At 70.8% G+C, this 24538-nt stretch carries 19 protein-coding genes; 10 read left to right on the top strand and 9 right to left on the bottom strand.

Annotated elements, in window-relative coordinates; genetic code table 11:
• Positions 1–9 precede the first annotated feature (9 nt).
• The 3 genes from ABZX22_RS31060 to ABZX22_RS31050 form a co-directional block, all read right to left on the bottom strand.
• On the bottom strand, positions 10–1320 hold the full coding sequence (locus ABZX22_RS31060) for an MFS transporter (protein WP_354915670.1): 1311 nt from the start codon (positions 1318–1320) through the stop codon (positions 10–12).
• A 378-nt stretch (positions 1321–1698) separates the two neighbouring features.
• Complete coding sequence (locus ABZX22_RS31055; protein ID WP_354915667.1) at positions 1699–2118, bottom strand: HPP family protein; 420 nt, start codon at positions 2116–2118, stop codon at positions 1699–1701.
• Between the two features lie 278 nt (positions 2119–2396).
• Positions 2397–2870: a carboxymuconolactone decarboxylase family protein gene (locus ABZX22_RS31050; RefSeq protein ID WP_354915664.1), complete on the bottom strand. Its 474-nt coding sequence runs from the start codon at positions 2868–2870 to the stop codon at positions 2397–2399.
• Positions 2871–2957: 87 nt separating this feature from the next.
• Between ABZX22_RS31050 and ABZX22_RS31045 the strand changes: the two genes are divergently transcribed.
• Positions 2958–3512 carry an ABATE domain-containing protein gene (locus ABZX22_RS31045; protein WP_354915661.1) on the top strand — a complete coding sequence of 185 codons (555 nt, stop codon included), beginning with the start codon at positions 2958–2960 and terminating at the stop codon, positions 3510–3512.
• A gap of 344 nt (positions 3513–3856) precedes the next feature.
• On the opposite strand, the gene ABZX22_RS31040 is transcribed toward ABZX22_RS31045, so the two are convergent.
• Together ABZX22_RS31040 and ABZX22_RS31035 are read right to left on the bottom strand one after the other, a co-directional pair.
• Positions 3857–4357, bottom strand: coding sequence for a DUF1269 domain-containing protein (locus ABZX22_RS31040; protein ID WP_354915658.1), 501 nt, complete (start codon positions 4355–4357; stop codon positions 3857–3859).
• Positions 4358–4519: 162 nt separating this feature from the next.
• Positions 4520–4927: a hypothetical protein gene (locus ABZX22_RS31035; protein WP_354915655.1), complete on the bottom strand. Its 408-nt coding sequence runs from the start codon at positions 4925–4927 to the stop codon at positions 4520–4522.
• A 102-nt stretch (positions 4928–5029) separates the two neighbouring features.
• On the opposite strand from ABZX22_RS31035, the gene ABZX22_RS31030 reads away from it, so the two are divergent.
• From ABZX22_RS31030 to ABZX22_RS31000, 7 genes are all read left to right on the top strand, one after another.
• Positions 5030–5905 (top strand): SseB family protein, encoded by an 876-nt coding sequence (locus ABZX22_RS31030; RefSeq protein WP_354915653.1) that lies wholly within the window; start codon positions 5030–5032, stop codon positions 5903–5905.
• A complete protein-coding gene (locus ABZX22_RS31025; RefSeq protein ID WP_354915650.1) occupies positions 5902–6291 on the top strand; it encodes a hypothetical protein in 390 nt (129 codons plus the stop codon). The genes ABZX22_RS31030 and ABZX22_RS31025 overlap by 4 nt, the downstream gene beginning before the upstream one ends.
• A gap of 115 nt (positions 6292–6406) precedes the next feature.
• Positions 6407–6811: a YbaB/EbfC family nucleoid-associated protein gene (locus ABZX22_RS31020; protein ID WP_354915647.1), complete on the top strand. Its 405-nt coding sequence runs from the start codon at positions 6407–6409 to the stop codon at positions 6809–6811.
• Positions 6808–7155: a hypothetical protein gene (locus ABZX22_RS31015; protein WP_354915644.1), complete on the top strand. Its 348-nt coding sequence runs from the start codon at positions 6808–6810 to the stop codon at positions 7153–7155. Before ABZX22_RS31020 ends, ABZX22_RS31015 begins: the two co-directional genes overlap by 4 nt.
• A gap of 129 nt (positions 7156–7284) precedes the next feature.
• Positions 7285–18414, top strand: coding sequence for a hypothetical protein (locus ABZX22_RS31010; RefSeq protein WP_354915641.1), 11130 nt, complete (start codon positions 7285–7287; stop codon positions 18412–18414).
• 35 nt (positions 18415–18449) lie between these two features.
• On the top strand, positions 18450–18977 hold the full coding sequence (locus ABZX22_RS31005; RefSeq protein ID WP_354915638.1) for a hypothetical protein: 528 nt from the start codon (positions 18450–18452) through the stop codon (positions 18975–18977).
• Positions 18970–19536: a hypothetical protein gene (locus ABZX22_RS31000; RefSeq protein WP_354915635.1), complete on the top strand. Its 567-nt coding sequence runs from the start codon at positions 18970–18972 to the stop codon at positions 19534–19536. The genes ABZX22_RS31005 and ABZX22_RS31000 overlap by 8 nt, the downstream gene beginning before the upstream one ends.
• On the opposite strand, the gene ABZX22_RS30995 is transcribed toward ABZX22_RS31000, so the two are convergent.
• The 3 genes from ABZX22_RS30995 to ABZX22_RS30985 all read right to left on the bottom strand — a co-directional run bounded on the left by ABZX22_RS30995 (position 19533) and on the right by ABZX22_RS30985 (position 21589).
• Entirely contained in the window at positions 19533–20369 is an 837-nt protein-coding gene (locus ABZX22_RS30995; protein WP_354915632.1) for an LLM class flavin-dependent oxidoreductase, read from the bottom strand. The two genes, ABZX22_RS31000 and ABZX22_RS30995, sit on opposite strands and share 4 nt — an antisense overlap.
• 172 nt (positions 20370–20541) lie before the next feature.
• Positions 20542–21111: an MFS transporter gene (locus ABZX22_RS30990; protein WP_354915629.1), complete on the bottom strand. Its 570-nt coding sequence runs from the start codon at positions 21109–21111 to the stop codon at positions 20542–20544.
• Positions 21112–21157: 46 nt separating this feature from the next.
• Positions 21158–21589 carry an Lrp/AsnC family transcriptional regulator gene (locus tag ABZX22_RS30985; protein ID WP_354915941.1) on the bottom strand — a complete coding sequence of 144 codons (432 nt, stop codon included), beginning with the start codon at positions 21587–21589 and terminating at the stop codon, positions 21158–21160.
• Positions 21590–21701: 112 nt separating this feature from the next.
• Here ABZX22_RS30985 and ABZX22_RS30980 point away from each other — a divergent pair, with 112 nt between their 5' ends.
• Entirely contained in the window at positions 21702–22526 is an 825-nt protein-coding gene (locus tag ABZX22_RS30980) for a tryptophan 2,3-dioxygenase family protein (RefSeq protein ID WP_354915626.1), read from the top strand.
• A gap of 102 nt (positions 22527–22628) precedes the next feature.
• Here the strand turns inward: ABZX22_RS30980 and ABZX22_RS30975 are convergent, their stop codons facing one another.
• Positions 22629–22940 (bottom strand): hypothetical protein, encoded by a 312-nt coding sequence (locus ABZX22_RS30975; protein WP_354915623.1) that lies wholly within the window; start codon positions 22938–22940, stop codon positions 22629–22631.
• 1043 nt (positions 22941–23983) lie between these two features.
• Here ABZX22_RS30975 and ABZX22_RS30970 point away from each other — a divergent pair.
• Complete coding sequence (locus tag ABZX22_RS30970; RefSeq protein WP_354915620.1) at positions 23984–24214, top strand: hypothetical protein; 231 nt, start codon at positions 23984–23986, stop codon at positions 24212–24214.
• Positions 24215–24538 lie beyond the last annotated feature (324 nt).

The raw sequence follows: 24538 nt of genomic DNA, 5'->3' as shown, positions 1-24538 counted from the left end.
CGCGTCTCATCACGACGTCCGCCCCTTCGTGAAGGCGATGACCGCCGCCAGCAGGGAGATGACCGCCGCCGCCGCGAAGGCGCGGTGATAGCCGGACAGCTCGCCGGGCGCGAGACCCGCGACCGAGGCGAGCGCGGCAAGACCCAGCGCGCCGCCAACCTGCCGGGTGGTGTTGATGAGGCCGCCCGCCACCCCGGACCGCTCGCCGGGCACCCCGGCCACGCCGAGCGCGGTCAGCGGCACGAACGCGAGCCCCAGCCCGGCGCCGACCAGCAGGGACGGGCCGAGCAGGTCCGCCAGGAAGGTGCCGTTCCCAGGCGCCCTCGCCAGCCAGGCCAGCCCCGCCGCCAACGTCAGCAGCCCCGGCACGAGAGGGGCGCGCAACCGGCCGGCCGCCAGCGGGGCCAGCATGAGCGCCAGCGCGAGCGGCAGCTGGGTGAGGCCGGCCGCCAGCGGCGAGTAGCCGAGCACGCGCTGCTGGTAGAGCGGCAGGAAGAAGAACGTGCCGACCCACACCATGCCCAGCAGGAGCATGACCAGGTTGCCGACCCCGACGGAGGCGGTACGCAGCAGCCCCGCCGGGACCAGCGGATCGGCCGCCCGCCGTTCGACCAGCACGAACCCCGCCAGCAGCAGCACCCCGACCCCGACCGTCACCGCACCGCCGCCGCCCAGCCCGTGGACGACGCCGGTCAGGCCCGCGGTCACCGTGACCGCGCCGGCGAGGTCGAGCCGGCCGCCGGCCGTCCGCGCGTCGCCCGCCACCAGCCGCGCCACGGCGGCCAGCGCGAACAGGCCGACGGGGACGCTCACCGCGAAGATCGACCACCAGCCGAACGCGTCGGTCAGCAGACCGCTCAGCAGCACGCCCGCCGCGCCGCCCGCCGCCGACACCGATCCCCAGACCCCGAGCGCCCTGGCCCGTTCCGCGCCCGGCGCGTAGAGAGCCAGCAGGACGGCCAGCGCGGCCGGCGACAGGACGGCGGCGCCGACGCCCTGGACCGCGCGCGCCGCGATCAGCCACCCCGCCCCGGCGGGTACGGCGGCGGCGAGCGAGCCCGCGGTGAACAGCGCGAGACCGGCGAGGAGGACGCGCCGCCTGCCGTACAGGTCGGCCAGCCTGCCGCCCACCAGGAGGAGGGCGCCGAAGGCGATCAGGTAGGCGTTGACGACCCACGACAGGCCAGCGGGCGTCAGCCCCAGGTCGTCGCCGATCACGGGGAGGGCGACGTTGACGATCGAGGTGTTGAGCACCACGAGGAACTGGGAGGCGGCCAGCAGCGCCAGGACGGCACCCCTGGCCCCGGTCGACGTCGACATGACAGTCTCTTTCTTTGGTTAAAGTCTATAACCAAAGCATGTAGCTGTCACCCAGCGGCGTCAAGACGGCAACACGAAAGGACGCCCGCGACACGCGGGCGTCCTTTCATGGGAAGAGGTCGACTGCTCGCCATCCCGGCCGAGCCACGGTCTGCGTCACCGATCGGACTCTCAACCGGGGCGCCATCGCCCCTGTGCGGCACAGGCTCCATTCGACCGCGCGGGAGTCAACCCGTACGGCGAAAGCGGGCCACGCGGGGAGCTGCCGGAAGTCAACCCCTACGACAGAAGCGGGCCACGCACGGCACGGCCGGAAGTCAACCCCTACGGCGGAAGCGAGCCACGCGCGGCACGACGGCCAGGACAGCGGTGCGGAGGTCAACCTGTACGGCGAAAGCGGGCCACGCGCGGGGCGGCGGCCAGGATGGCGAGGATGGCCGCACCGGCCACCAGGGCGAGGGCGGGGACCGGCTGACCGGCCACGCCCAGCAGCGCGGCCGACGCCGCGGCGGGGGCGTGGAAGGTGCCGGTGACCAGCATCGCCACGACCCCCGCCCCCACCGCCAGCATCGCGGCCGTTGTGCCGGGCCCGGCGACGAACGCCGCGCCGAGCCCTGCCGCCGCCGCCATGAGGTGGGCGAGCAGCACGGTGAGCGGGCGGGCCGCCGGGGTGCCGGGGGCGACGGCGACGAGCGCGGCCGAGGCGGTGAGCGGAGGTGCGAGCGTGGGCTCCCCGGCCACCGCCTGCACCACCGCGAGCGGCGCGAGCAGCACCAGCGTCACCGCCACAGGCCGCATCCGCCCGACCCTGGCCGCCCACCCAGCGCCCTCCTCCCGACCGGCACCCTCCACCTGGCCCGCACCCTCCACCGGACCGGCGCCCTCCGTCCGGCCGGCGCCTCCTTTCCGGTCGGCACCACTGGCGTGACCAGCAGCCTCTGCCCGATCGGCGCCCCCGGCCCGACCGAGACCCTCCCCACGACCGGCACCCCTGACACGACCAGCAGCCTCTGCCCGATCGGCGCCCCCGGCCCGACCGGGACCCTCGGCACGGCCGGCGCCCAGGCGCGCGATCGTCATGCCGTCGGCCAGTCGTTCTCGGTCTCCGCCACCTTGTTGACGTAGTTCGTCATCGTCTGCAGGGCCACCAGCGCGATGATCTCCAGGATCTGCTCGTCGTTCCACCCCGCGGCGCGCGCCTGGGACGGGTCGGCGTTACCGCGCGTCTCCGTCAGCGCCCGGGCGAACTCGACGGCCGCGGCCTCCTTGGCGTCCTCAGCGGTGCCCTGCTTGGCCAGCTCGACGTCGGCGTCACTGAGTCCGGCCGCCGTCTTGCCGCTGTAGGTGTGCGCGGCGACGCAGTACGAGCAGGCGTTGGCCGCGCCCACGGTCAGCGCGATGCGCTCGAAGGTGGTCTGCGGCAGCGTGCTCTTCTTCAGCGCCCGCGCCAGCCCCTGGTAGCCCTCCAGTACGGCAGGCGAGTTCGCCATAACGCGCACCATGTTCGGCACCTTGTCCAGCTTGGGATCCCCCTGCACCGGCTTGATCATCTTCAGCACTCCTTATAACGGGATAGCCCCGACAAGTCCGTTACATTATCACGGACTTTGAGGGAAATCTCCGTTAGAATGAAGGGCATGGACAACCCGTTGGCGCTCCGGCTGGCCGGCACCATCCGAGCCCGCCGCAGCGGCCTCACCGACGCCTTCGCGACCGTCGACGGCCTGACCGCCTGGGTGCGCGACCAGGACCTGTCCCCCTACCTCGACACCGCGACCTTCACCGCCGACGAGCGGATCAGGGTCGGCACGGTCGCTCTCCGCCAGGCCGTACGCGCGCTCTTCGCCAAGGCCGTCTCCCCTCACCCGCCCAGCGCGGCGGATGCCGGAGCCCTGCCCCCGCTCCCCGAGGCGCTCGCGCTGGTCAACAGCGCCGCCGCCCCCATGCGCCGCCGCCTCGAGTGGTCGCACGCGCCGGAGGAGCATCTCGAGGTGCACGGCGACCACCTGTCGGCCGCCCTGGCCAACGCCGCGATCGACTTCTTCGCCGGCCCCGATCTTGCGCGGGTCAAGGTGTGTCCCGCCCCGAGGTGCGTGCTGTATTTCGTCAAGCGCCATCCCCGCCAGGAGTGGTGCTCGGTGGCGTGCGGCAACCGCGCCCGCGCCGCACGCCACTACCACCGCGACCGATAGACGGGTGGTTCCGATGGCGGCTCAGCGGTCGTAAGGCGATCAGGAAACGGATGACGAGCGCGCCGGTCGCGCGGTCCATGAAGGTCGACGCCACACATCCGCCAGGAAAACGGGTGAATGGGTGCCCCGGTCGCGCGGTCGCACCAGACCGTGCAGGTCGATGCCAGGACCGGACAAGCCATGCGCCGACGCCTCGTCGACGCCCGGCGACCCAGGGCAGGTCAGGCGTGGACGCCCGGCGGGCCGGGGCCGGCGTGTGGCGATCCGGGACAGGCCAGGGGGACGCCCGGCGGCCCGGGGCCGGCCAGGCGGCGACGGACGCCTGGCCGCCCGGGGTCGGCTGGTCAGGCGTTGACGCCCTGCGCCGCCTTGACGGCCTCGCGCAGATGGTCCTCCTGGTCCTGGCTGAGCGAGGTCTGCAGGATGTCGCCGCCGTACTGGGCGATCTCCGGGATGACCTTGTCCGGCGTGCTCTTCACGACCAGGACGAACAGCGCGGCCTTGCCCGGTTCCATCTTGGCGCCGAGGTCCTTCATGAACTTGTCGTTGACGCCTACGTCGGTGAGCGCCCCGCCGGCCGCGCCGGCCGCCGCGCCGATCGCCATGCCGAACAGCGGCATGAAGAACAGCAGCCCGATCAGGCCACCCCACAGGGCGCCGCTGGTGGCGCCCAGCCCGGTCATGCTGGTGGACTGGTGCAGCTTGATCTTCCCGTCCAGCCGGCGCTCCACGACGGCCACGTCGGCCAGCGTGATGAGGTTCTGCTTCTGCATCTCGAACAGCCGGTCGCGGACCATGGCGGCGGTGTTGACGTCCGGGTAGGAGATGACGATGAGGTTGCTCATGGATGGTCCTGCTTCCTGTCGCGTTGTGGGACGGCCTTCTTCCCGGCACGAGCGACCGCGCCCGGCCCTCGCGAGGTCGGCCATATGCGTTCTTTCCCGATGCGGGTTATAACGAAGTCCGCAAAACCCCCAAAAGCGCATGTATCCGACAGATGCGGAGCCTCACTCCGCGAGCGTCTTGGCCTCCCGGCCGTGCACGATGAGCGCGTACAGCACCAGCACGTCGATGGCGATGACCGCCAGCGACCACCAGGGGTTGACCGCGATCCAGGTAAGCTGCGTGATCGCGTTGATCATCAGCAGAACGACCGCCGCGATGCGGGCCCAGCCCTTGCCGAAGCTCACCGCGACGCCGGTGACGGTGAGCAGAACACCCCAGATCAGATGGAGCCAGCCCCACCCGGTCAGGTCGAACAGCAGGAGTTTGGTGAAGGTCTGGACGTAGACCTGGTCGTTGATGATGGCGGACAGGCCGCTGACGATGTTGAAGATCCCCGACATGATCATCAGCATGCCGCCGAACCAGATCCAGCCGACCCAACCGGTTACCCGTTCCGTATGGATGGCCATTGGTCGAACCTCCCCCGACGTTTCGAGCCCCTATTGGCGTGTGTTCCCAGGTAAGGCCTGGGGCATGCGAGTTCGGAGCACGCCTTGGCTAGGGTGATCGTCGTGCGGAACCCGTCCAGTCCTTTCGAGGAAGCGCTCTGGGCCGCGTTCGAGGCAGGTGCGACGGCCCTGTGCCTGAGCCTGCTGAAGGACGCCGACCTGGCGCTGCCCATCTCCGTGGCCGCCTTCGAGGGAACCGAACCGGTCGCCTGGCCGACCGCCCGCGACGGTGACCGTACCTGGATGCTGGCCTACACCTCGGTCGAGGCGATGGTCGCCGCCAGCGCCACCTTCACCGAGCACCACCGGGTGGTCTCGATGCTCGAGCTGGCGGCGGGCTGGCCCGACTCCCGCTGGGGCCTGGCCGTCAATCCCGGCCTGCCCGTGAGCTTCCTCCTGGAGTCGGGTACGGTCGCCAGGCTCGCCGTCCCCACCCTTGTCCAGGACCTCGCGCTCGCCCCCCGGTCGGGCGTGCCGGTGATGCAGAAGCTGTTGCGCCCCTCCGACATCCACGACCTGCTGTCCGGCGGCGAGCCGAGGGTCTCCGGGTACTGCCACCACGCGCTCGACGTCTCGCACATCGCCACGCCCGCCGTGCTCGCCGAGGCGCTCGGACAGCCCGACCTCGTCACCCCCGAGGGCGCGCTCAACCTGCTGCGCTGGCGTCCCGTGGGGCTCGACCTCTACCGCACGCCGTACGGCGGGGTCGACGAGGAGCGCCGCGACGCGGTCGCCGGATGGGTGGTGGAGGAGCCGCCCTTCGTGGGGCTCGGTCTGGTACCCAACCCCGACCAGGTCATCCGCGAGTACAAGGTGTACGGCGTCGGCCTCACCCACGGCGCGGAGATCTGGGAGCTGAAGCACGACGGGATCGAGCGCAGGCGCGCCGTCTACCACGGCGACCTGCGGCGCTGGTTCCTGGTCGGGCGGCGCGCATGACGCCGTCCCCCTACCGCGCCAGATGGCGGGGCGCCGACTACCCGGCCAGCCCGGAGGCGTCCGCCCTGGAGGTCTGGCTACGGCTGCGCCGCGAGGATCCGGCCGAAGGCTTCACCGAGGTCGAGCAGGGCTGCCATGTCATGACGGTTCCCGCCGCCGAGTGCGAGGCCGTCTGGTTCGTCACCACGGTCTGCACGTGGCGCGGCACGGAGTTCATGGTGCTCGCCGAGCGTGACGGCGAGGTGCTGCTGGAGTACCTGGGCGGCTCGGCGCCGGAGGCGGTGGCGCTCGGCATGGAGCGGGTCGAGCGCGGGGTCTACCGGCGCTGGGTCACCCGTGATGACGTGGGAGAACTCCAGGAGCGTGCGGTCCCCCTCCAGCTGTGAGGCGGTGTGACACATGAGCAATTTGCGGGACATCTTGTCGAATGATGTTCATGTGCCGGAAACTAGCGTGTAACACGTACGCTGCTGGCGCGCGTGGTGGGGCGAGGGGGGTGACATGGAGTCCTTCGGCGAACGAGACCCCGCGGGCCTGCAGGCCTACGCGGACGAACTGCGCGCGACCTTCATGCGGCTCCAGGAGGACGGCGCGGAGCTGCACGCCAAGGCCAAAGCCGTCCAGGTGAGCGCGAAGTCACGCGACGGTCTGGTGTCGGTCACGGTCGGCTCGCGGGGCGAGCTGATCCGGCTCGACATCGACCCGCGCATCTACCGGCATCCCGACGCCAGAGGGCTGGCCGACACGATCACCGAGACGGTGCACCAGGCGGCCGCCAAGGCGCGCGAGCAGATCATCGAGGTGTTCTCCCCGCTGATCCCGGCCGATCAGATGGAGGCGCATCTCGAGGGCGACCTCGAGAGCGTGCTGGCCCAGCTGGCCGACCAGATGGGCGGGAGACGATGAGCTCCCCGTACGGCGTGGACCTCGTCAGGCCCATCACCTACGAGGGGATCACGCAGTGGTCCGACATGGCCGGCGAGATGGAGAAGGACCTGCCGCGCCTGGTGGACGAGCTGCGGCAGACCCTGGCCACCGAGCCATGGGGGTCCGGCGCCGAGGGCAAGGCCTTCTACGCCAACCACTACCAGGGTGACGGGCCGACCAAGCTGATGGATCGGTGCTCGAACTTCCCCCAGCAGTTCGCCGACGCCGGCGACCGGGTGCGCGAGGGCGTCGAGAACCTGTTCACCACGGACACGACGATCGCCTATGACATCGGGACGGGCGAACGGGTCCGGGAGGTCTGAGACGAGAAAGAGCGCGACGGCGAGGGGCCTGACGCGCGGTGACGAACAGTCGGACGGCTGACGGGGGACGGTGTGGCAAGCGGCGGCGTGGAGGTTCAGGGTCCAGGGGGTCGGGCCACCAAGCAGGACGTGGTCGTCGTCATCGACAGGGACGTCCGCCCGGCCTGGGAGACGGAGTCGCTGCCCGACTGGGTCAACTACTGGCTGATCCCCATGCTGTCGGCGGGCCAGAAATGGCCTGAGGCAAGCGAGACCGGATTGTCGAAGCTGTCCCAGGCCTACTACAACCTCGCCACGGGAACGAGCCGGTATCCCGAAGCGGCGGGCCGCGCCGCCAGGGCCATCGTGGCCGGCTGTGACGCGCCGTCCACGGCGGAGTTCGTCGGCAGGGCGCGCGAGCTGTGCGGCAACCCGGCAGGCACGACGGCCGTGACGAACGAGTCGATGAGCCGCGCGGCCGAGGCCAGCAACTTCGCCGTCGAGACGCAGTACTCCAAGCTGTCCATCAACGTGGCCTTCTGGGTCACCGTCGTGGCGATCGCCATCGGCCTTCTCGTCGCCTTCTTCACCGCGGGCTCGACCGCCCCGTTCATCGGCCCGTACGCGGCGGCGGCGCGAGCGGCGATCACCCGCATCCTCGTCAGGCTCACGGCGATCGCGAGTCGCGCGATCGGCCCCAGAGGCGTGGCCATGCTGGCCGCGCTGAGCGGACCCACCGGCCGTGCCGCCGTGCTCAGATTCCTCGCCTCCCCCATCGGCAAGGAGCTGGTCGAGGAGATCGGCGAGGAGTTCTTCATCGACGCCTACGCCCAGTGGGAACAGATGCAGATGGGCACGCGGACCGAGTGGGACTGGCAGAAGTCGGGTGCCGCGGTCGTGGGCGCGGGCGGCGGCGCCGTGATCGGCATGAGGCTTGCCGGTCCGGTGTCCCACATCACCGACCACGTGCCGGGCTTCGCGGGGCGCGCGTTGAACACCGGTCTCACCAACGCCATCGCCTCGCCGTTCGGCAGCATGATCGCCAACACCCTCGTCTACCACCAGTGGCCGCCGCAGAACCCGTTCACTCTCGACGCCGTGGTGGGCGGATTCATGGGCGGCGCCGGCCGTGCGGGAGTGCCGTTCCTCCCCGACGTCCGCCCCCTCAGCCCCTTCAGCACCGACGTCTTAACCGCGTTGGCCCACCCGCTGTCGACCCTCGCCAGCGCGAGCGACCTGGCCGCCGCCGCCGACCTGGCCCGCTCCGGCCAGAACCCCTCCGGCCCCGCAGGCAACGGTCCGACGGGCAACGGCCCCGACCCGTCCGGCGACCCGTCGACGGGCGGGCCGAACACGACGGGACCGGGCGGGACCTCCACGACCGGCTCGGGCGGTACGGCGGGCAGGACCGGCCAGACTGGCACGCAGCAGGGCGGATCGTCGTCCACCGCGGCCGGCGGGGAGGGCACTCGGAGGGGGTCGAGCACGACCTCGACCGACCCCGACAACCAGGTCGTGGTCACCCCGGAGGAGGAAGAAGAGCAGACGCAGCCGGCCGGTGACCCGACCACGCAGGCGACGCGCCCCTCGGCGCAGCAGCCTGACCCCCAGGGCCGGTCCCAGCAGCCCTCCACGGGCGAGCAGAACCAGGCGTCCGAGCCGCTCACCCAGGGAGACCCGGACACCGCCCAGAACCCCACGGCCCAGAACCCCGACACCGGCCAGACCTCGCCCAGCACCCAGAACCCGGACACCGGCCAGAACCCCACCACGGCGCAGAACCCCGACACCGGAGAGAATCCCGCCGCGTCGCAGAACCCGGACACCGGCGAGAACTCCGGCACGTCCCAGAACCCGGACACCGGCGAGACCGGCGAGAACTCCGGCACGGCCCAGAACCCCGACGCGGCCCAGCACCCGGACACCGGCCAGGACCCCGCCGTCCAGCCCACCGCGGCGACCGGCGAGCAGGCCGGCACCGGCCAGGCCCAGACGTCGGAGTCCGGCACCACCACGACCGCCGCCACGCCGTCCGCTCCCACGGCGCAGCAGCTGGCGGCCGCGGCCGCCGCGCGCGAGGCCGCCGCGCCCGCCGCCGCCCGGAAGGCGATCGACGAGGCGCTGTTCCACGTCGCCCCGGACGCCCTGTGGCTCCAGAACGGCGACGTGCGCCTCACCGATGTCACCGGCCGAACCGTCACGATCTCCGCAGAAAAGATCAACAGCGCCAGGAGGGGGCTCCGGGCCAACGCCAAGGACGGCATGCCCGAGGAGGTGCTGCGCGTGAACGCGGCGGCCTGGCTGGGCGCCGAGATCGCCGGGCTCGCCGGCCGGTCGCGGTCGAACGGCGCGGTCGACGCGCTCGAACAGCTCGCCGAGCTGTCCGAGCCCAGCCGCGCCGCCGCGACGAAGGCGATCTCGGATGTGCTCGCCGGCAATCCCGACGCACGGCTGAGCGCGCTGATCGCCGAGGATCCGGCGGCCGGGGACGGCTTCATGCGACCCGGCTTCCACGACGACTCCGCCGCCGACGTGGCCACGAAGGTGCGGGCGCTCGACCCGGAGACGGCCAACGCGCCTCAGACTCCGCCCGCCGCGCCCACCACCCGTCCGGGCCCCAGGACGTCCAGGACCGTCGTCGACACGACGTTGACGGCCGATACCCGGCCGCCCTCGCAGGCCGACCTGGACGACGCCGAAGTCAAGGCCCTCGTCGACGGTGAGGCGGTGAAACCGTCCGATCTCGGCAGGGGCGTGCGCTCCATCGTCTGGTCGGCCGGCGGTCCCCAGCTGCGCGTCGAGATGGACGGCCGGCCCACGATGCACTTCCGGATCGTGTACCCGTCGTCGGCCTCGGGCGGTCATCCCGCTGTCGTGCTGAACTCGGGCACCGAGAGCGACCCTCACGTCCTGCGGCTGTCGGGACGGCTCGGCTCCGAGCTGGTCTCCGTCACGCTGGTGCAGTACCTCACTCATGCGGCGCAGGAGCTCAACGCCGTCACCGTGGAGCCCGGCCAGGGCCCCATCAGGGGTGTGCTGAACCGGCTGACCCGCCGGGGCGACGCCGAGACCAGCCAGGCCGCGTACGTGGAAGCCCGGTACAACGAGCACCGCCACCTCGCCAGGCGTTGGCTGGACGCGTCGAGCCAGAGCGAGCAGGAGGCGCTGAAGAAGCTGATGGACGCGGTGGCCGCCGACCTGGCCCAGCGCGGCGAGACGGCGCCCACGCCACCATGGATCGCCGGAGAGCAGGGTGTGCTCCCCCCGGCCGCCCCCGTGGCGGAGACACCGCTCGCCGAGGCGACCAGGCTGGCGCGCGGACAGGCCGACTCGCTGTCACGCGCGGTGGCGGGCCTCGAGGCCCGGATCAAGGCACACGCGGAAACGGCGAAGAAGGCGAAGAAGGCGAAGAAGGACGCTCTCGACAACGCGGAGAAGGCGGACGGGCAGCGGGACCAGTTCGCGAAGGAACGCGCCCGCAAGGCTCGCGCCGAGGCGGACAAGCAGCAGGAGATCCAGCGTCGCCACGAGCGGATCATCAGGGCCTACAAGAAGGCGCTGACAGCGGCCCGGACCGTCCAGGGCGACTACGCGCGGCTCGCGGAGAGCCTGCACCAGCTGACCGGCGCCGACCCGGCCGCGGTGACGGCCGCCAAGAGCGAGCTGGCCCAGGCGGCCGAGGACGCGAAGAGGCGCGTCGAGGCCTACAAGGAGGCCCTGCTGGCGGCTCTGCCCGCTCCCGACGCCGTCGCGAACTCGATGGCCGAGCAGCTGCCGCACATGACCAGACTGACCCAGCGGATCAACGCGGGCATGCTGGCTCAGGGGATCGACGAGCAGTTCACCGTGGATGATCTGCACCGGGCACTGCTCGGGCAGTGGAAGCAGCTGATCTCGAAGGAGGGCGTGGTCCTGCGGGTCGGCGTGCTCTCGCAGGGCGAGGTGAACGTCAAGCTGACGGTCGCCGAGCTGATCGAGGTGATAGGCCACTGGGCCAGATCCGGCCAGATGATGTTCGGCCGCCTCCCCCAGGGCGGTCTGGCGATCGCGGCGGAGATGGTCCGCACGGTGACCTACAAGATCGGCGGCAAGCTCGCGGGCCTGGTGAAGGTGATACCGGGCGTGGGCTCCCTCGTGAAGCTCTTCAGCCCCGGTGGGGAGCTGAACTACGGCCGGAGCCGCTCGACGAGCGGGAACGCCCTCGACAACGTGGTCGGCGGCGCCGTCGAGGACAACAGAGGCGAGGCGACCCCGTTCAAGGGGCGTGGCACGTACACGGTGCGCATCCGTACCTCGCCTCAGGAGGGCTGGGTCACGCTCGACCCGGTCGACAGCGGCACGAGTAACGATCTGTCCGAGCTGCACGTGTGGATCGGGGCCTCGCACACCGACCGCCCGGTACGCAAGCCTGTCACGCTGGCCGAACTCGAGGCCCGGCACCCGGCGCCGGCGAAGGCCAACGGCGCGCCCGCCGGGCAGACCGGGGACACGCGCACGTTCCCCCCGAGCGTCACTCTCAACGCGACCGGGGCGGAGGAGCTCATCGACGGCGCGATGGAGAGGCTGGGCAAGAACGCCGGCTCGGACACCCTGCGGCAGCTCCGCAACTTCGTGTCCGAGCAGTGGCCCAGCGAGATGGCCGACGCCGTCAACACCGGCATCCAGGGCAAGCTCTCGCACAACGGGCGCGAGGTCGCACGGGTCGAACTGCGGACCGAGCCCGACTACGAGTCGGCGCGGTTGGCGGGAGTCCCCAGTAACGAGCGCTGGAAGGAGGACCTGGGTGTCGCGGTCACCAACTCGAACGGCGGCCAGACGTCCGGGTTCTCCAGCGGCGGCTCGGTCGGCATCGGCCGCGCGTTCGGATGGCTCGCCGGCCTGCTGCAGAAGCTGAACCCGAAGGCCAAGTCCTCGTGGGGCGTCAACGCCAACTACGGCCGGTCGCGGTCCGAGAGCGTGAGCGCCGGAGGAACGGCCTACAAGCCGGTCGTCGACCGCAGCATGGCCCACCACCAGGACGTCGTGGTCAAGCACAAGACCGTGCTGGTGATCACGATGATCGAGGGCGACGACCGCCTCGATCCGGTCGAGACGACGGGCGAGCTGCACATCGTGGCCACCGAGTCGGAGGCGGCCCGCGCGGGCATGCCGTTCGACCCCGCCGCGGTGGTGCTGGGCGACGACAAGCAGCCGCTCAGGAACGCCGACGGAGAGATCGTCCTGCGCGACGACCCGCAACAGATCGGACCGAAGACCGGCCAGGAGGCCCGGCCGATCTGGCAGGGCGACCAGGAGCACCAGTTCGCCGACGCGGGCTTCGCGCTCGTCAAGGGAGTCACCAACCTCGACCGGACCCTGTCGGACGCGATCACCGCGCTGCGCAGCCTCGGCCTCCTGCCCACCCCGGTGGACGGCGAGCTGATCTACTCCGAGGACGAGTACGAGGCGGCCGCCCAGCACACCAACCAGATGGAAATGGAACAGCAGGTCCGCGACCTGAACGTCAAGACCCGGCTCAACCAGGCCATCCACCAGGGCATCCTCATCCCGCTCGTGCGCAACCACGCGGGGGAGAGCACCCAGATCTTCACCCTCGAGCTGAAGATCGGCCTGGACGTCACGACGACCACCCTGGTCGCGCAGGATTTCAACCAGGCCATGGCGCTGCTGTACATCGGGTCCGACACCAACGTCGTGTCGGCCGGGCACGGGCATTCAGGGGGTCTGAGCGGCGAGGTGAGCGCCGCGCACGACCCCGGCGAGAACTCGGCGGGGTTCAGTTTCAAGGCCCGCCTCGGCGCTGCCCTCGGCGGCGGCACGAGCTCCGGGTCCGCCAAGGGCGACACCGGCAACGACGTGTTGCTCCACGAGCTGCTGACCGACGGGAGGACGGAGACGGAGGGCACGGTCACCGCCACCCTCCGCAGCGGCGACAGCGAGCCGGTGGTGCTGTCCGAGCACGAGACGACGGTCAGCATGGCGGTCCCGACGGCCATGCTGGCCGACCCCAGCAGACCTCCCGGACAGTGGCAGGCCGCCCCCGCCGAGCTGATCGACAACGCGACGATGCACCACGTCGACACGACCGGCCTCCTCCCGGCGGCCAGGAGACTGTTCTCGCGGTTCCTGCGCTGGGGCACGAGCGCGCTGCATCACGTGGCGAACTTCCTCGGCCACCACAACGTCCTGTCTCACGCCGTGAAGGGCGGCTCGCCGTACACCACGGGCTTCGCCGTGAACTCGCGCAGCTTCAACCAGGGGCGGCGCTGGTTCCGCCTGCCGGGCCCGTCCCGGGCTCGGCTCAGCCTCGACTGGAAGCCGGGAAAGGTCCGCGCCCTGGGGGCCCACGAGGGCGTCATCGCGGACATCTTCCTTCAGTTGGAGAGTCTGAACACCAGCTTCTCCGCTTCCGCCAACGGGGGGATCAACACCGGGGCCGGCGCCGGCTACCAGAACGGAAAGGGCGCGAACGGCAGCGCCAACGCCGGCTGGGGCAAGACCTGGTCGATCGCGCGCTCGATGTACCAGCTGCTGATCTGGGGCAGGGAGCGGCTGGCCATCGACATCGGCGTCCAGCACTACTTCCAGGCCGACGGGCAGTTCTCGATGAACGCGTTCCCTCCCGGCTCGGTCACCCCCGTCGGGGAGACCGTGGACGGCTCGGCCATCTTCTCCGTCCCCGAAGAGGTGAGCCTGCGCCTGTACGCCGAGGGCAAGCTGCAACTGCCGCCTTGGATGACGGCCGACTCGGTGGAGCGCTGGCTCGACGACAATCTGGAGCTGGACCGGACGGTCGCGGTTCCGCTCGTGCAGCGCTACCTCATGGAGTTGCGGACGCTCCCGGCCGACCAGCGGCCCGAGCTGGCCGACAGGCACACGCGCGAGGCGCTGGAGAACAAGCTCTCCACCCTGCCCGGTCTCGCGGACATGATGGCGGCGCCGGACGGGCACCGCCTGTCCGCGGCGGCGGCACTGGCCGCCAAGCCCCGACGTGTCAGGTTGGTCAACCATCTCGCCACGAAGATCGGCGACTCTCTGATCGAGAACGTCGTGTTCTCCCTCGGCGGCAAGCGCGTCAACCTCCTCGAGCAGACCATGGCCCACCTGGCGCGGCTGGCGCCCGGTGTCCTCGATGCCGACGCCCCCGCTCCCGACAAGCTGTACGGCTCGCTGAACGGCAGGCGCTGGCGCGGCAAGGTCGACAACATGACCGGCCGGTTCGGTTACCACACCGCGTTCACCATGAGGACGGGCCGCCTGGGCAGGACCGAGCGGTTCAGGGTGCGGATGCATCTGAACCTCGACCCCGACTCCGTCCAGGATCTCGGCCACACCAAGACGAAGGTGCCCCTCGGACAGGACTACTCCTACATGCAGACGGGGTACACGCTCTCCAGCGGCCGCAACCGCGGGGGATCGGTCGACGGCGGCGGCGCGAACGCGGCCGGTGGCGGGAACGGCTCGGTGTCGACCGACAAGAACCGGTCCACGTCGAGTTCCTCCCACAAGCAGCAGACCACGGTCGAGCGTGTCGGCGGCCCGCCCGACATGCACAGGCTCCTGCAGAACGGCCAGCTGACCGTGACGATGGAGCGCTTGCCCTCCCGGTTCCGCTGGTTCGGCCTCAGGCGCGCGGGGCGCAGGGCGGCCGACGCGGTGCTGCATCCCGAACGCGCCACGGAAACCGCCTTCACCGTCGACCTCGAGATGGTCCGCCTGGTCGAGACCACCCACATCCGCCCCTACGAGGAGGGCGCGGTGCCCGAGCTGGACGGCGCCAGGGATCCGCGCTCGTTCCCGCTGCCGAACGCGACCAAGACCGAGACGATCGAGCAGGACGGCTCCCTGTACGACAGCCTGCGGGCCGCCGTGGCGTTCCGTCACGGAGAGGCCGCCGCGCGCGAGGTCGAGGACCAGCTGCAGACGATGACCGACGACCTGACGCTGATCGCGCTGCTGAAGCGGATGACCGCCGGGGAAGGGCTGCTGATCGGCGAGGTGAACCCGCGCAGCGCGAGCGGCCTGGGCCAGGAGGTCACCCTCCAGGCCAGGACGTTCAAGAAGGGGGTCGTGGTCGGCGTCCTCGAGGACAGGGAAGGCGGAGACGTCCAGCGGTTCCAGCACGAGTGGTCGACGACGGTGAGCACGGGCACGATGCTCCCGCTCGGCAGGGGCGCAGGCGGCAGCCACGGCCCCTCAAGCGTGTCGGCGGGCGTCTCCAGTGGTGAGCAGGCCACCGACCGCTACACGGTGGGCAGGGGAAGCCGCGTCGAGCACACCACGTACACGCGGGGCAGGCGGCTCAAGGTCGCCTTCGAGGTGGCGTTCGACGCCACGCTGACGGAAGTCGGGCGAACGGTGACCGGCCGCCGGGTTCGCGGCCCTTCCGAGTTCCTCCCCGAGGCGGGGACCGCCACCGTGGTCGTCGAGATGTTCGAGGGCCAGTTCAACGCCATCAACGAGGCCATCGAGGCGGGCGTGCCTCTCGGCGCGGGATGGGTGTTCGCCGTGCCCACCTTCGAGAACGACCCGATCGTGTGGCAGGGGCAGGTCACGGAGGAGGCGCCGTGGCGCCTGCTGAACGAGGCGCGCACGGTCGCCTCGCGCGGCAGGCCCGTCGTCCTCGACCAGGTGGAGCCGGACGGCACCCTGCGCAGGTACCTGCTCGACAACAACGGGGTGCACAGCCTGCCGACGGATCCGAACGATCCCGAGGCGCTGCTCGTCGCGGCGGACAACGGCTTCGCCGAGGCGTTCGGCACGCTGCCGCAACCGCTGCTCGACCTCGCCATCGAACACAATCTCCCGCTGCGTCAGATCTTCTTCGCCTCGACGGTGGAGGGCACCCTGACCGACAAGGTGCAGGCGGAGCTGGAGGACCGCGGCGTGCCGTACGCGGAACCCAACCCGGCCTTCCCCGCGCAGTCGGCGGAGGAGACGCCCGCCGTGGATCCGGCGATGGTAGGCAGCGACGTGGGCCAGGGCGGCGTCAGCGTCCAGTCCGCGGTCTCCGCCACGTCCCCTGCCATCCCCGGCACGCCGTACGATCCCTCGGCTCGCGCCGGGAGCGCCCCCCTCACCATGGACGACCTCAGGCAGCGGATACCCACGGCCGAAGAGCTGGGCGACGGCTTCGTCGCGGTGCGCCTGATGGCCGACGGCCGGACGTTGGAGGTGGCCACCGCGAAGCACGGGATCCTCTACACCCAGCTGAACGTCGGCGAGGTCGTCTCCGGCGACAACGCCGTCACGTCCAGGGGGACCGCGCCCGACGACCCGGCCACCACGGTGATCAACGAACACGCCGACCCCGTCATCGTCAAGGCGACGGTGGCCCACGAGATCGTCCACCTGCTCCAGTGGGCGGCGGCCGAGCAGAACGGCGCGGGCCAGGGTGTGGTCAGGGGCTCCCTGCCCTCCGCCGAGCAGCAGGAGGGGCGTGACCACTGCCTGGAGCCGCGGCTCAGGGAGCACGCGGTCCTGTCCAGCGACTGGCGGCAGGCGAGCGACCCTGCGGTCCAGCTGCGGATAGCCCAGGCGATCGACGCGGTCGCCGCCGACATCGTCGCTCGCGGGCACCTGGCCCCCGAACCGCCGTGGGGCTCGGGCCCGCCGGTGACCTCGACGCCGGCCAGGGGCTCGATCGCCGCTCTCCTCAACACGGGGGCCGGTCCCGTGCTGGGCTCGGCCGCCACGATCGGCGCGTTCGACACGACGCCGACGGCCGCGGACGCCCTCAGCAGGATCGCCAACGTCGACTCCGTCACGGCCACCGGTCCTGGCCGCTTCGAGGTGAAGTGGCCGGGCGGCCAGTTCACGCTGGTGGTGTCCGAGGCCGACCTCGCGCCCGGCGAGGTGCGCTCCTACCCGCAGCTCGGCCGGCCTGGCGAGCTCGTGATCGAGGTGTCGCAGAGCGGCGGCAGGACCGTCACCACCGGTGTCGCGGCGCGGATCGCCGAGCGGATCGCCGAGCTGGAGGGGCTGCCGCCGGGCAGGACGATGGCTCGCGGCGCCGCTGACCCTCGCCTGGAGGAGAGCGCACCCGTTCTCGGCCGCGAGGACCTGGCGGTGCTGGCCAGGCTCAGAGCGAGGATCGAGGACCTGGCCGACGCCCCGCGGCTCGCCCGCCGCCAGCGCGAGGACGCCTTGCGCGCGCAGGCGGCGCGGGCGGGCCTGGAACCCGGCACTCCCGGAGCCAGGACGCGGCTGATCGCGGCGGCCCGGGCCGGCCAGCTCAGCCCTGCCCAGGTCGACGCCATCCTCTCCCTCGTCGGCCACCAGCCGACCGCGGCGGTGAACGCGGCCGTGGCGGCCGTCGAGCGCGCCGCGCGGCAGGCCGGGGCCAGTGTGCGGAGGTACGGCAACGGCCTGCTCGACATCGTCATCCCGGGACACGCCCCCGTCGCGGTGGAGCTGACGGCCCACCGGGGGCTGCGCTCGGAGCCGTTCAGGGCGGCCGTCGAGGAGCACGTCGCGATGTTCCAGGTGGCGACGTTCGGCTCGATCGGCGCCATCGAACGGGAAGCCGCCGCGGCGGCGGTCGGCGCCATCGCCGCGCGACTGAACCTGCCGTCCGGTCCCGCCCTCCTGACGCGGGAGCCGGTGACCGGCGGGCAGGCCGTGCTGACCACGGCGGATCACCAGAACATCGCCAGGCTGCGGGAAGCCGTCCGGCAGGTCGAGGCCGCGACGCCGCAACAGCGGCGCAGCAGGCTGCTGGTCCTGATCACCATGGCCGACTCGATGGGCGTCGGACAGGACGGCCCCAACCGGTCGCTGCTGCCGCCGTCCCTGGTCGACTCCCTCGTCACGAGGGTGGACAACCGTCTGGCGACGCGGCAGGCCCAGCGGGAGGAGCGGATGGAGCAGGCCCGCAGGCGCAGCAACACCACCGGCTGGTACCCGCCGGAGGACGAGGAGGAGTGCCTCTGCCCGCCGGACGAGGCCTGTGTCTGCGGGCGGCGTCGCGACGGATCGGGAGGCGGGCCTGCGCCCGCACCGTCGGCGACGCCGGCCTCGGCTCCCACGCCGGCATCCACCCCGTCAGCCACCCCGGCCCCGGCTCCCACGCCGACCCCGACGCCGACCCCCACGCCGACGCCCGTGTGGCGGGTCGTCGGCAGCGGCGACTCGCTCGCGGACATCTCCGAGGACGTCTACGGTGACGAGCGCTACTGGCCGGAGATCTGGAAGCGCAACCGCGATCTGATCGGGCCCGATCCCGGCGCGCTGGAAGAGGGTATGGAGCTCGTCATGCCGGAGAAGGTAGGAGGTCCATGACGGCGGTGCATGATGGGACGAAGGAAAGGACGGCCATGCCATTCGCGGTAGCGCGCACGAGAGACGAGGCGCATCTCTACCTCGACCTGCACCCGTGCCAAAAGTGCGGTTCGGTCGAGACGACGTGGGCCACCAGCGTGGTGACCGTCGAGGGTGAGCTGGCCAGCCGCTACACGGGCACCTGCGAGGAGTGCGGCGCCGAACGGGAGTTCCTGTTCGGCCTGCCGCCACAGCCCGTGATGCCCGAGGGCTATCCCACCTTCGGCGGCCCCGAGCCCTCTCAGCTCCTCGACGCCGGCGAGTGGATGTGGGTGGCCGATCTGACGGCCGGCAACGTGCCCGTGGACGACCGGGCCGAGGCGCGCAGGACCCTGTCGATCGCCGCCGCGTCCGTCGCCGAGGTGCTGAAGTTCGTCGAGCCGGGTGCCGAGGAGGTGCCCGACTCGGCGTTCTGGTCCGAACGCGGCCTGAAGGTGCGCGCGGCCGAGCCCGGCAGGTTCACCGTCGACAGGTTGCAGGTCGTCAGGGACACCTACAGAGACCTGGTGACCGACTATGCCTGAGCTCGGCCTGGCCCGCTCGCTGGTGGAGGGCTACCTCTACCTCGATCTGGCGGCCCGGGAGGTCGGAGGGAACGCGGCGGAGCGGGCGACGCTGACCGAGGGCGAGGAGAGCTGGACCCTACGGCTCGACGGCGTCGAGGTGGAGGTGCCGTACCAAGGCGAGGCCACGGCCAGGCTCGACGAGCTGACCTTCGGCGAAGGGCGCTCCGAGCTGATCGACCCGGGTCAGTGGGTGTTCGTCGCCGGCACCTACGCGCGCCGTACCCTCAGCGAGAGTCTGTCGTTCACCGCGAACCCCGACGACGACGAGCAGTTCGAGAACGTCGCCGCCGGTTGGCAGTTCGCGGCCGACGCGATCGCCGAGGCGCTGAAGTTCCTGCCGCCCGGGGCCGACGCCGTACCCGCCGAGGCGTGCTGGACCCCCATGGGCAGGGCGCTGCACGAGGCGAACCCGGAGCGGTTCACCAGGCAGCAGCTGGAGAGCGACCTGCTCTTCTACCGGCAGAACCTGGAGGACTTCTGGCAGCTCCACCGGCCGGACGATGACGCCGAGTTCTAGGCGAAGCGGCTGACGACCTTGTCGAACACCGCGCGCTCCTCGGGCTTGGGCGCGTAGCAGACGATCTCGTCGAAGCCGATCGCCTGGTAGCGCTCCACCATCCTGGCGAAGGCGTCGGCGGAGGCCCACGGCGTGAGCGAGCCGTACGCGAGCAGGATCCTGCGCACCTCCCCCGGCTGCCGGCCGCGCTCGCCGCAGAGCCGGTCAAGGGTGCGGGACCGCTTGACCGACGCCTCATGGAACTGCTCCTCGGCGGAGGCTCCGGTGAAGGTCACCCACGCGTCGGCGTGGTCGGCCACCACGGCGAGCCCCTTCGGGCCGTTGGCGGCGACGATGAGCGGGATGCGCGGCTGGACCGGCGCGGGCGACATCGCCGCGCCGGAGTAGGGGTAGTGCGGGCCCTCGTGGTCGCGGGTGTCGCCCGACAGCAGCCGGTCGACCACGCCGACGAACTCCCGTAGGCGCTCGGCCCGCTCCCCCGGGTTCCAGAACGGCACCCCGGCCATGGCGTGGTCGGCGGGCCACAGGCCGGAGCCGATGCCGAGCTCGAAGCGCCCGGCCGCCACGTGGTCGATGCTCACCGCCTGCTTGGCCAGCACGGTCGGCCGCCGGTAGGCCATGTTGGCGATCAGCAGGCCGACCCTGATCCGCGTCGTGGTGGCCGCCCACGCGGCGATGATCGTAGGCCCGTCGTGGACGGGTGTGGCGGCGTCGCGCGAGTTGAGCAGGTTGTCGCCCGTCCACAGGCTGTGGAAACCCGACTCCTCGGCGATCCGCGCCCATAGGCCGGCTTCCTGCCAGGTGCCCGGGTTGACCTTGAGACCGAAACGCATGGGCCCACTCCATCTCTTAGGGTGTCGTCGTCCGGATCATCGGGTTTCCACCGAACGAAGGATAGTAAGCGTGCGTTACCGAACCCTGGGCGGCACCGGCATGCAGGTGAGCGTCCACTGCCTCGGGACCACGGCGCCTCCCTGGCCGACGCCGCACGGCGCCGCCGGCCGCTCAGGGAGCGGGCAGCGGCCGAGTAGCGCCGGCCGTGTCCGCCTTCGGCACGCCGACGAACAACGCCGCGGCCACGACGGCCGGCAGGACGTCAGCCAGGAAGACCCACCTGCACGAGAACATCTCGGCGACGTAGCCGCCCCACACGGGCCCGCCGACGTAGCCCACGATGATCGCCGCCGACACAGCCACGACCAGGGGCCACACCCTGGCGCCCTGGAAGGCGGCGACGAGGAGCACGAACCCGGCCCTGATCGCCACCGCGGCGGCCAGCCCCTGGACGGCTCGCCCGCCCACCAGCGCGGTGGCCTCGGTCGCGAAGGACGCCACGATCGAGGCCACGCCGAACACCGCGACCGCGGAGAGGAACACGCTCCTGCGCGCCTTCAGCGGGATCAGCACCCCCACGAGAGCGAAAAGATAGGCATCCGCCGCCCATCCGGCGGCGGACGGGGTGATGCCGTAGGCGAAGGCGATCGGTTCATCGATCGCGTCCATGACGGTCGCATTCAGCGCGAAAAGGAGCACGGCAAGCGTGAAGGCGCCAAGCGTTAACCAACGTCTGATCATGGACAGACGGTAGAAAAGGTAACTTGACGATCACTTGCATCCCTGGTCAAGGCGCCGTGGCCCGCCACGGCACGGGGCTGGACAGCACCATCGAGCTGGACGGCGTGCCGTAGGCGGCGAGCCGGTCGATCAGCGACTCGAAGTCCTCCATCGTGGGCACCGCCACCCTCAGCACGCAGCACGCCCCGCCGGTCACCCGGTGCACCTCGAAGATGTCGGCCGAGTCGAGCGCCTCCGGGTGGCGGAGCACGCAGCCGGGCCCGTAGCAGGACATGGTGACCAGCGCGACCACGCTGCGCCCCGTCCGCCGGGGGTCGACGTAGGCGCGGTAGCCGCCGATGACGCCCGACTCCTCCAGCTTGCGCACGCGCTCGGCGACCGCGGGCGGCGACAGGTGCACGCGGCGGGACAGCTCGCTGAAGGACAGCCGCGCGTCGGCCTGCAGTTCACGCAGCAACAACCAGTCCAGGTCGTCCACTTTCACTTCCGAAGGTGAGAAGGGCGAATCCGCCATGGATGTGTGGGCAAACAGCCTAAGGACCGTTCGATCGGCATTCCAACCTCACGGTCGGCCGGGCAGGATGAGCCGCATGGAAGTCATGCCGATGACCGCTGTCCAACGGGACGAGAGAGCCGAGGCCAACGGCGGCGCTCCCACACTCGAGTTCGACCGTGGCGTGCCGTACGACCGGTATGTACGCGCCAGCACACTGCACACGCTGCAGCGGACGCTGAGCGACGACCCGGGCGAGATGTCCTTCCTGATGATCAGCCAGATCATGGAGCTCTACTTCGGGCTGATCCGCTACGAGCTGCGCGACGCGCAACGCCTGCTGCGCGACGACGACGTGTGGAACGCGCTCGCGCCGCTGCGCAGGGCCGCGCTGCACCTCGACGGGCTCAACGCGGCGTGGCGAGGGCTGCGCTGGATGACCCCCTCGGAGTTCAACCAGTTCCGCGATCTGCTGGGCGAGGGGTCGGGTTTCCAGTCGGCGATGTACCGGCACCTGGAGTTCGCGCTGGGGCTCAAGACCGAGTCGGTGATCCGGCCGTTCCGGCGCCAGCCCGAGGTCCACGCCGAGCTGGTGGAAAGCCTGGAGGCGCCGTCGCTGTGGGACGAGGTGACCGCGCTGCTGGAGCGCCGCGGCCTGGTCACCGGCGGCGAGGGCGTGGTCGACGCCTGGGTGTCGATCTACGGCGACACCACGCCGGGCAACCACCTGCGCATGCTCGGCGAGGCGCTGGCGGACGTGGCCGAGGGCTTCGGCGACTGGCGGTACCAGCATCTGCAGGCCGTACGGCGCTCGATGGGGGCCAAGGCGGGAAGCGGCGGGTCGGCCGGACTGGTCTGGCTGGAGCGGAGCATGGCGCGCACGGTCTTCCCCGAGCTCTGGACCGCCCGCACCTTCATCTAGGCATCCAGACGCACGCCGCGCAAGGGGACGGCCACCGCATGATCTCGGGTGATCATGCGGTGGCCGGCTCTCATGTGCCCTGGCCGGGCGAGAGCGTGACGGTTAGTTCGGCGGCGTCAGGTCCCAGAACGCCTCGCAGTTGTCCGGCCACGCCGGGGTGTCGTCGTCATCGTCACCGGGCTCGGGCCACACCGTGCAGACGGCGTGCGCGATCCTGCCGTCGGCGTTCCGCACGACGACGTCGAGGTCGGGACCGGTGTTCGCCAGGGAGACGCCGACGACGTTGCCGGGGTAGTTCTCCACCGTTGACAGGTCGTGCCAGGCGGGCGTGGTGCGCGGGTCGCGGACGAGTGTCCGGCCGTCCGGGGTCACCGTCGCGACGAACTTGGCGCGCTTGACGAAGGCGGCAGCCACGCTGCTGCCTGGCCCGGCAGGACCCCTGTCGCCCTTGTCGCCCTTCGGGCCCCTGAGGCCCTGCGGCCCCCTGTCGCCCTTCGGACCCCTGGGCCCCTGCGGACCGCGGGCCCCGGCAGGGCATTTGCAGTGGCGATGACCGCGGTGACGGGAGCAGCAACGCCCGAACGTCTCCCAGGAGACGGTCGCCTGCACGGCTGCGGTCTGGGTTCCGGCGAGAACAGCGCTCGACGCACCCCACGCCTGAGCGGAGGGCAGGAGGAGGGCACCCATGGTGAGGGTGGCCAGCGTCAGCTTGCGAACACTTCCGCGCCATTGCGGAAGGCCGGTCTGTATCGTCATTTTTGTCCGTTTCGTGTCATCCAGGGCCTGCGAAGCAGCGAACTTCGTGACAGACCTGAGTAGCGGCGATCTACCCGGCACATGGACGGCTCAGCCGTGCCCGCTCCCCATATGACGTCCAAGACTCGATACTCAAAAAGAAAGACCGACATACCCCCGAAAACATGCTATTAGTCCCGCAGTCTCACTTTCTGGACTTATCCCTGCGACGGCTTGGGGTACTTCGGGGGTTTCGCGTGGAGGATTCGCGCGGGAGCCCCCGGGGAAGCGGAGTTCTATCCACTCGAACGACTCCTTTGCCAAGGGAGATGGCGGAGTGTCCGTCCTGGCGACTAACGCCCGGTTCCCGGCAGGATTCCGCCGATTCCCTGCGCGCACAGGGTTTTTGCGAGACTCGCGCAGTCAACGCGACACCAGAAGGAGGTCAGCAGGCCGGCGACGCTCTCCTCTGTGACCCGCTTTCCGCTGCCCAAGAGAGGCCAAACAAACAACTGCCTTTTCTCGAAAGAAGGCAAGGAATGTTCCAGCCAAGTGCCCCTGAGGCTACCGAAAGAATACTGACCCTTGGTCCGCGGAGGACGAGACTCTGCTTGAAAGCCAGCATCGAATAGCCCATTATGATTGCCGAGCGCTTTGGTGCTCTGCCAGAAACAACTGACGGCAGCGGTAATCCGCAGGCCATCTCAACGGAGGACACAAACATGCTTCGTCGCATTCTCATTGGTGCCGCGATCGCCAGCACCGTCTTCGCCGGCTCGAGCGTCGCGCACGCCGACTACACCAAGCCGGAGAAGGACAAGGAGCTTGAGTGCTCGCAGGTCAACAACGCCACCGGCGGTCTCATCGGCGGCATCCTGGGCAACGTCCTGAACCTGAACAACACCCAGGTCGCCATCCTCGCGATCGCCGAGCAGGAGAACTGCGAGGACTAGTCCGGCGCTCGTTGGACGCGAGATTGTTCTGACACTATCCGTCCCATTGAAACGAATTGCACTCCCCCCTCATGACGCAGTTCTTTCGAGTGTCAGCTGTGCGGTCCGCTTCTCGGAGCGGGCCGCCCATCGCGCCCAGCAGGGCACGAGGCTGGTCCCGCCGTTTCCCGACGGCACACTCCTGGGCGGGCCCCAGGCAGTCCAGGAAGTCCAGGAATGGTGGACAACGCTCCGCAGCGATTCGCCATCACCTGAAAAGGTTGTCAGCGAGTCCGTCCCGCGTGGGTTCTCCGGTTATCTGGTCGCGACCTCAGACGTCGCCGG

The organism is Nonomuraea sp. NPDC003804, from assembly GCF_040610675.1.
Classification (GTDB): Bacteria; Actinomycetota; Actinomycetes; order Streptosporangiales; family Streptosporangiaceae; genus Nonomuraea.
This window is presented reverse-complemented; position numbering and strand designations above follow the sequence as displayed.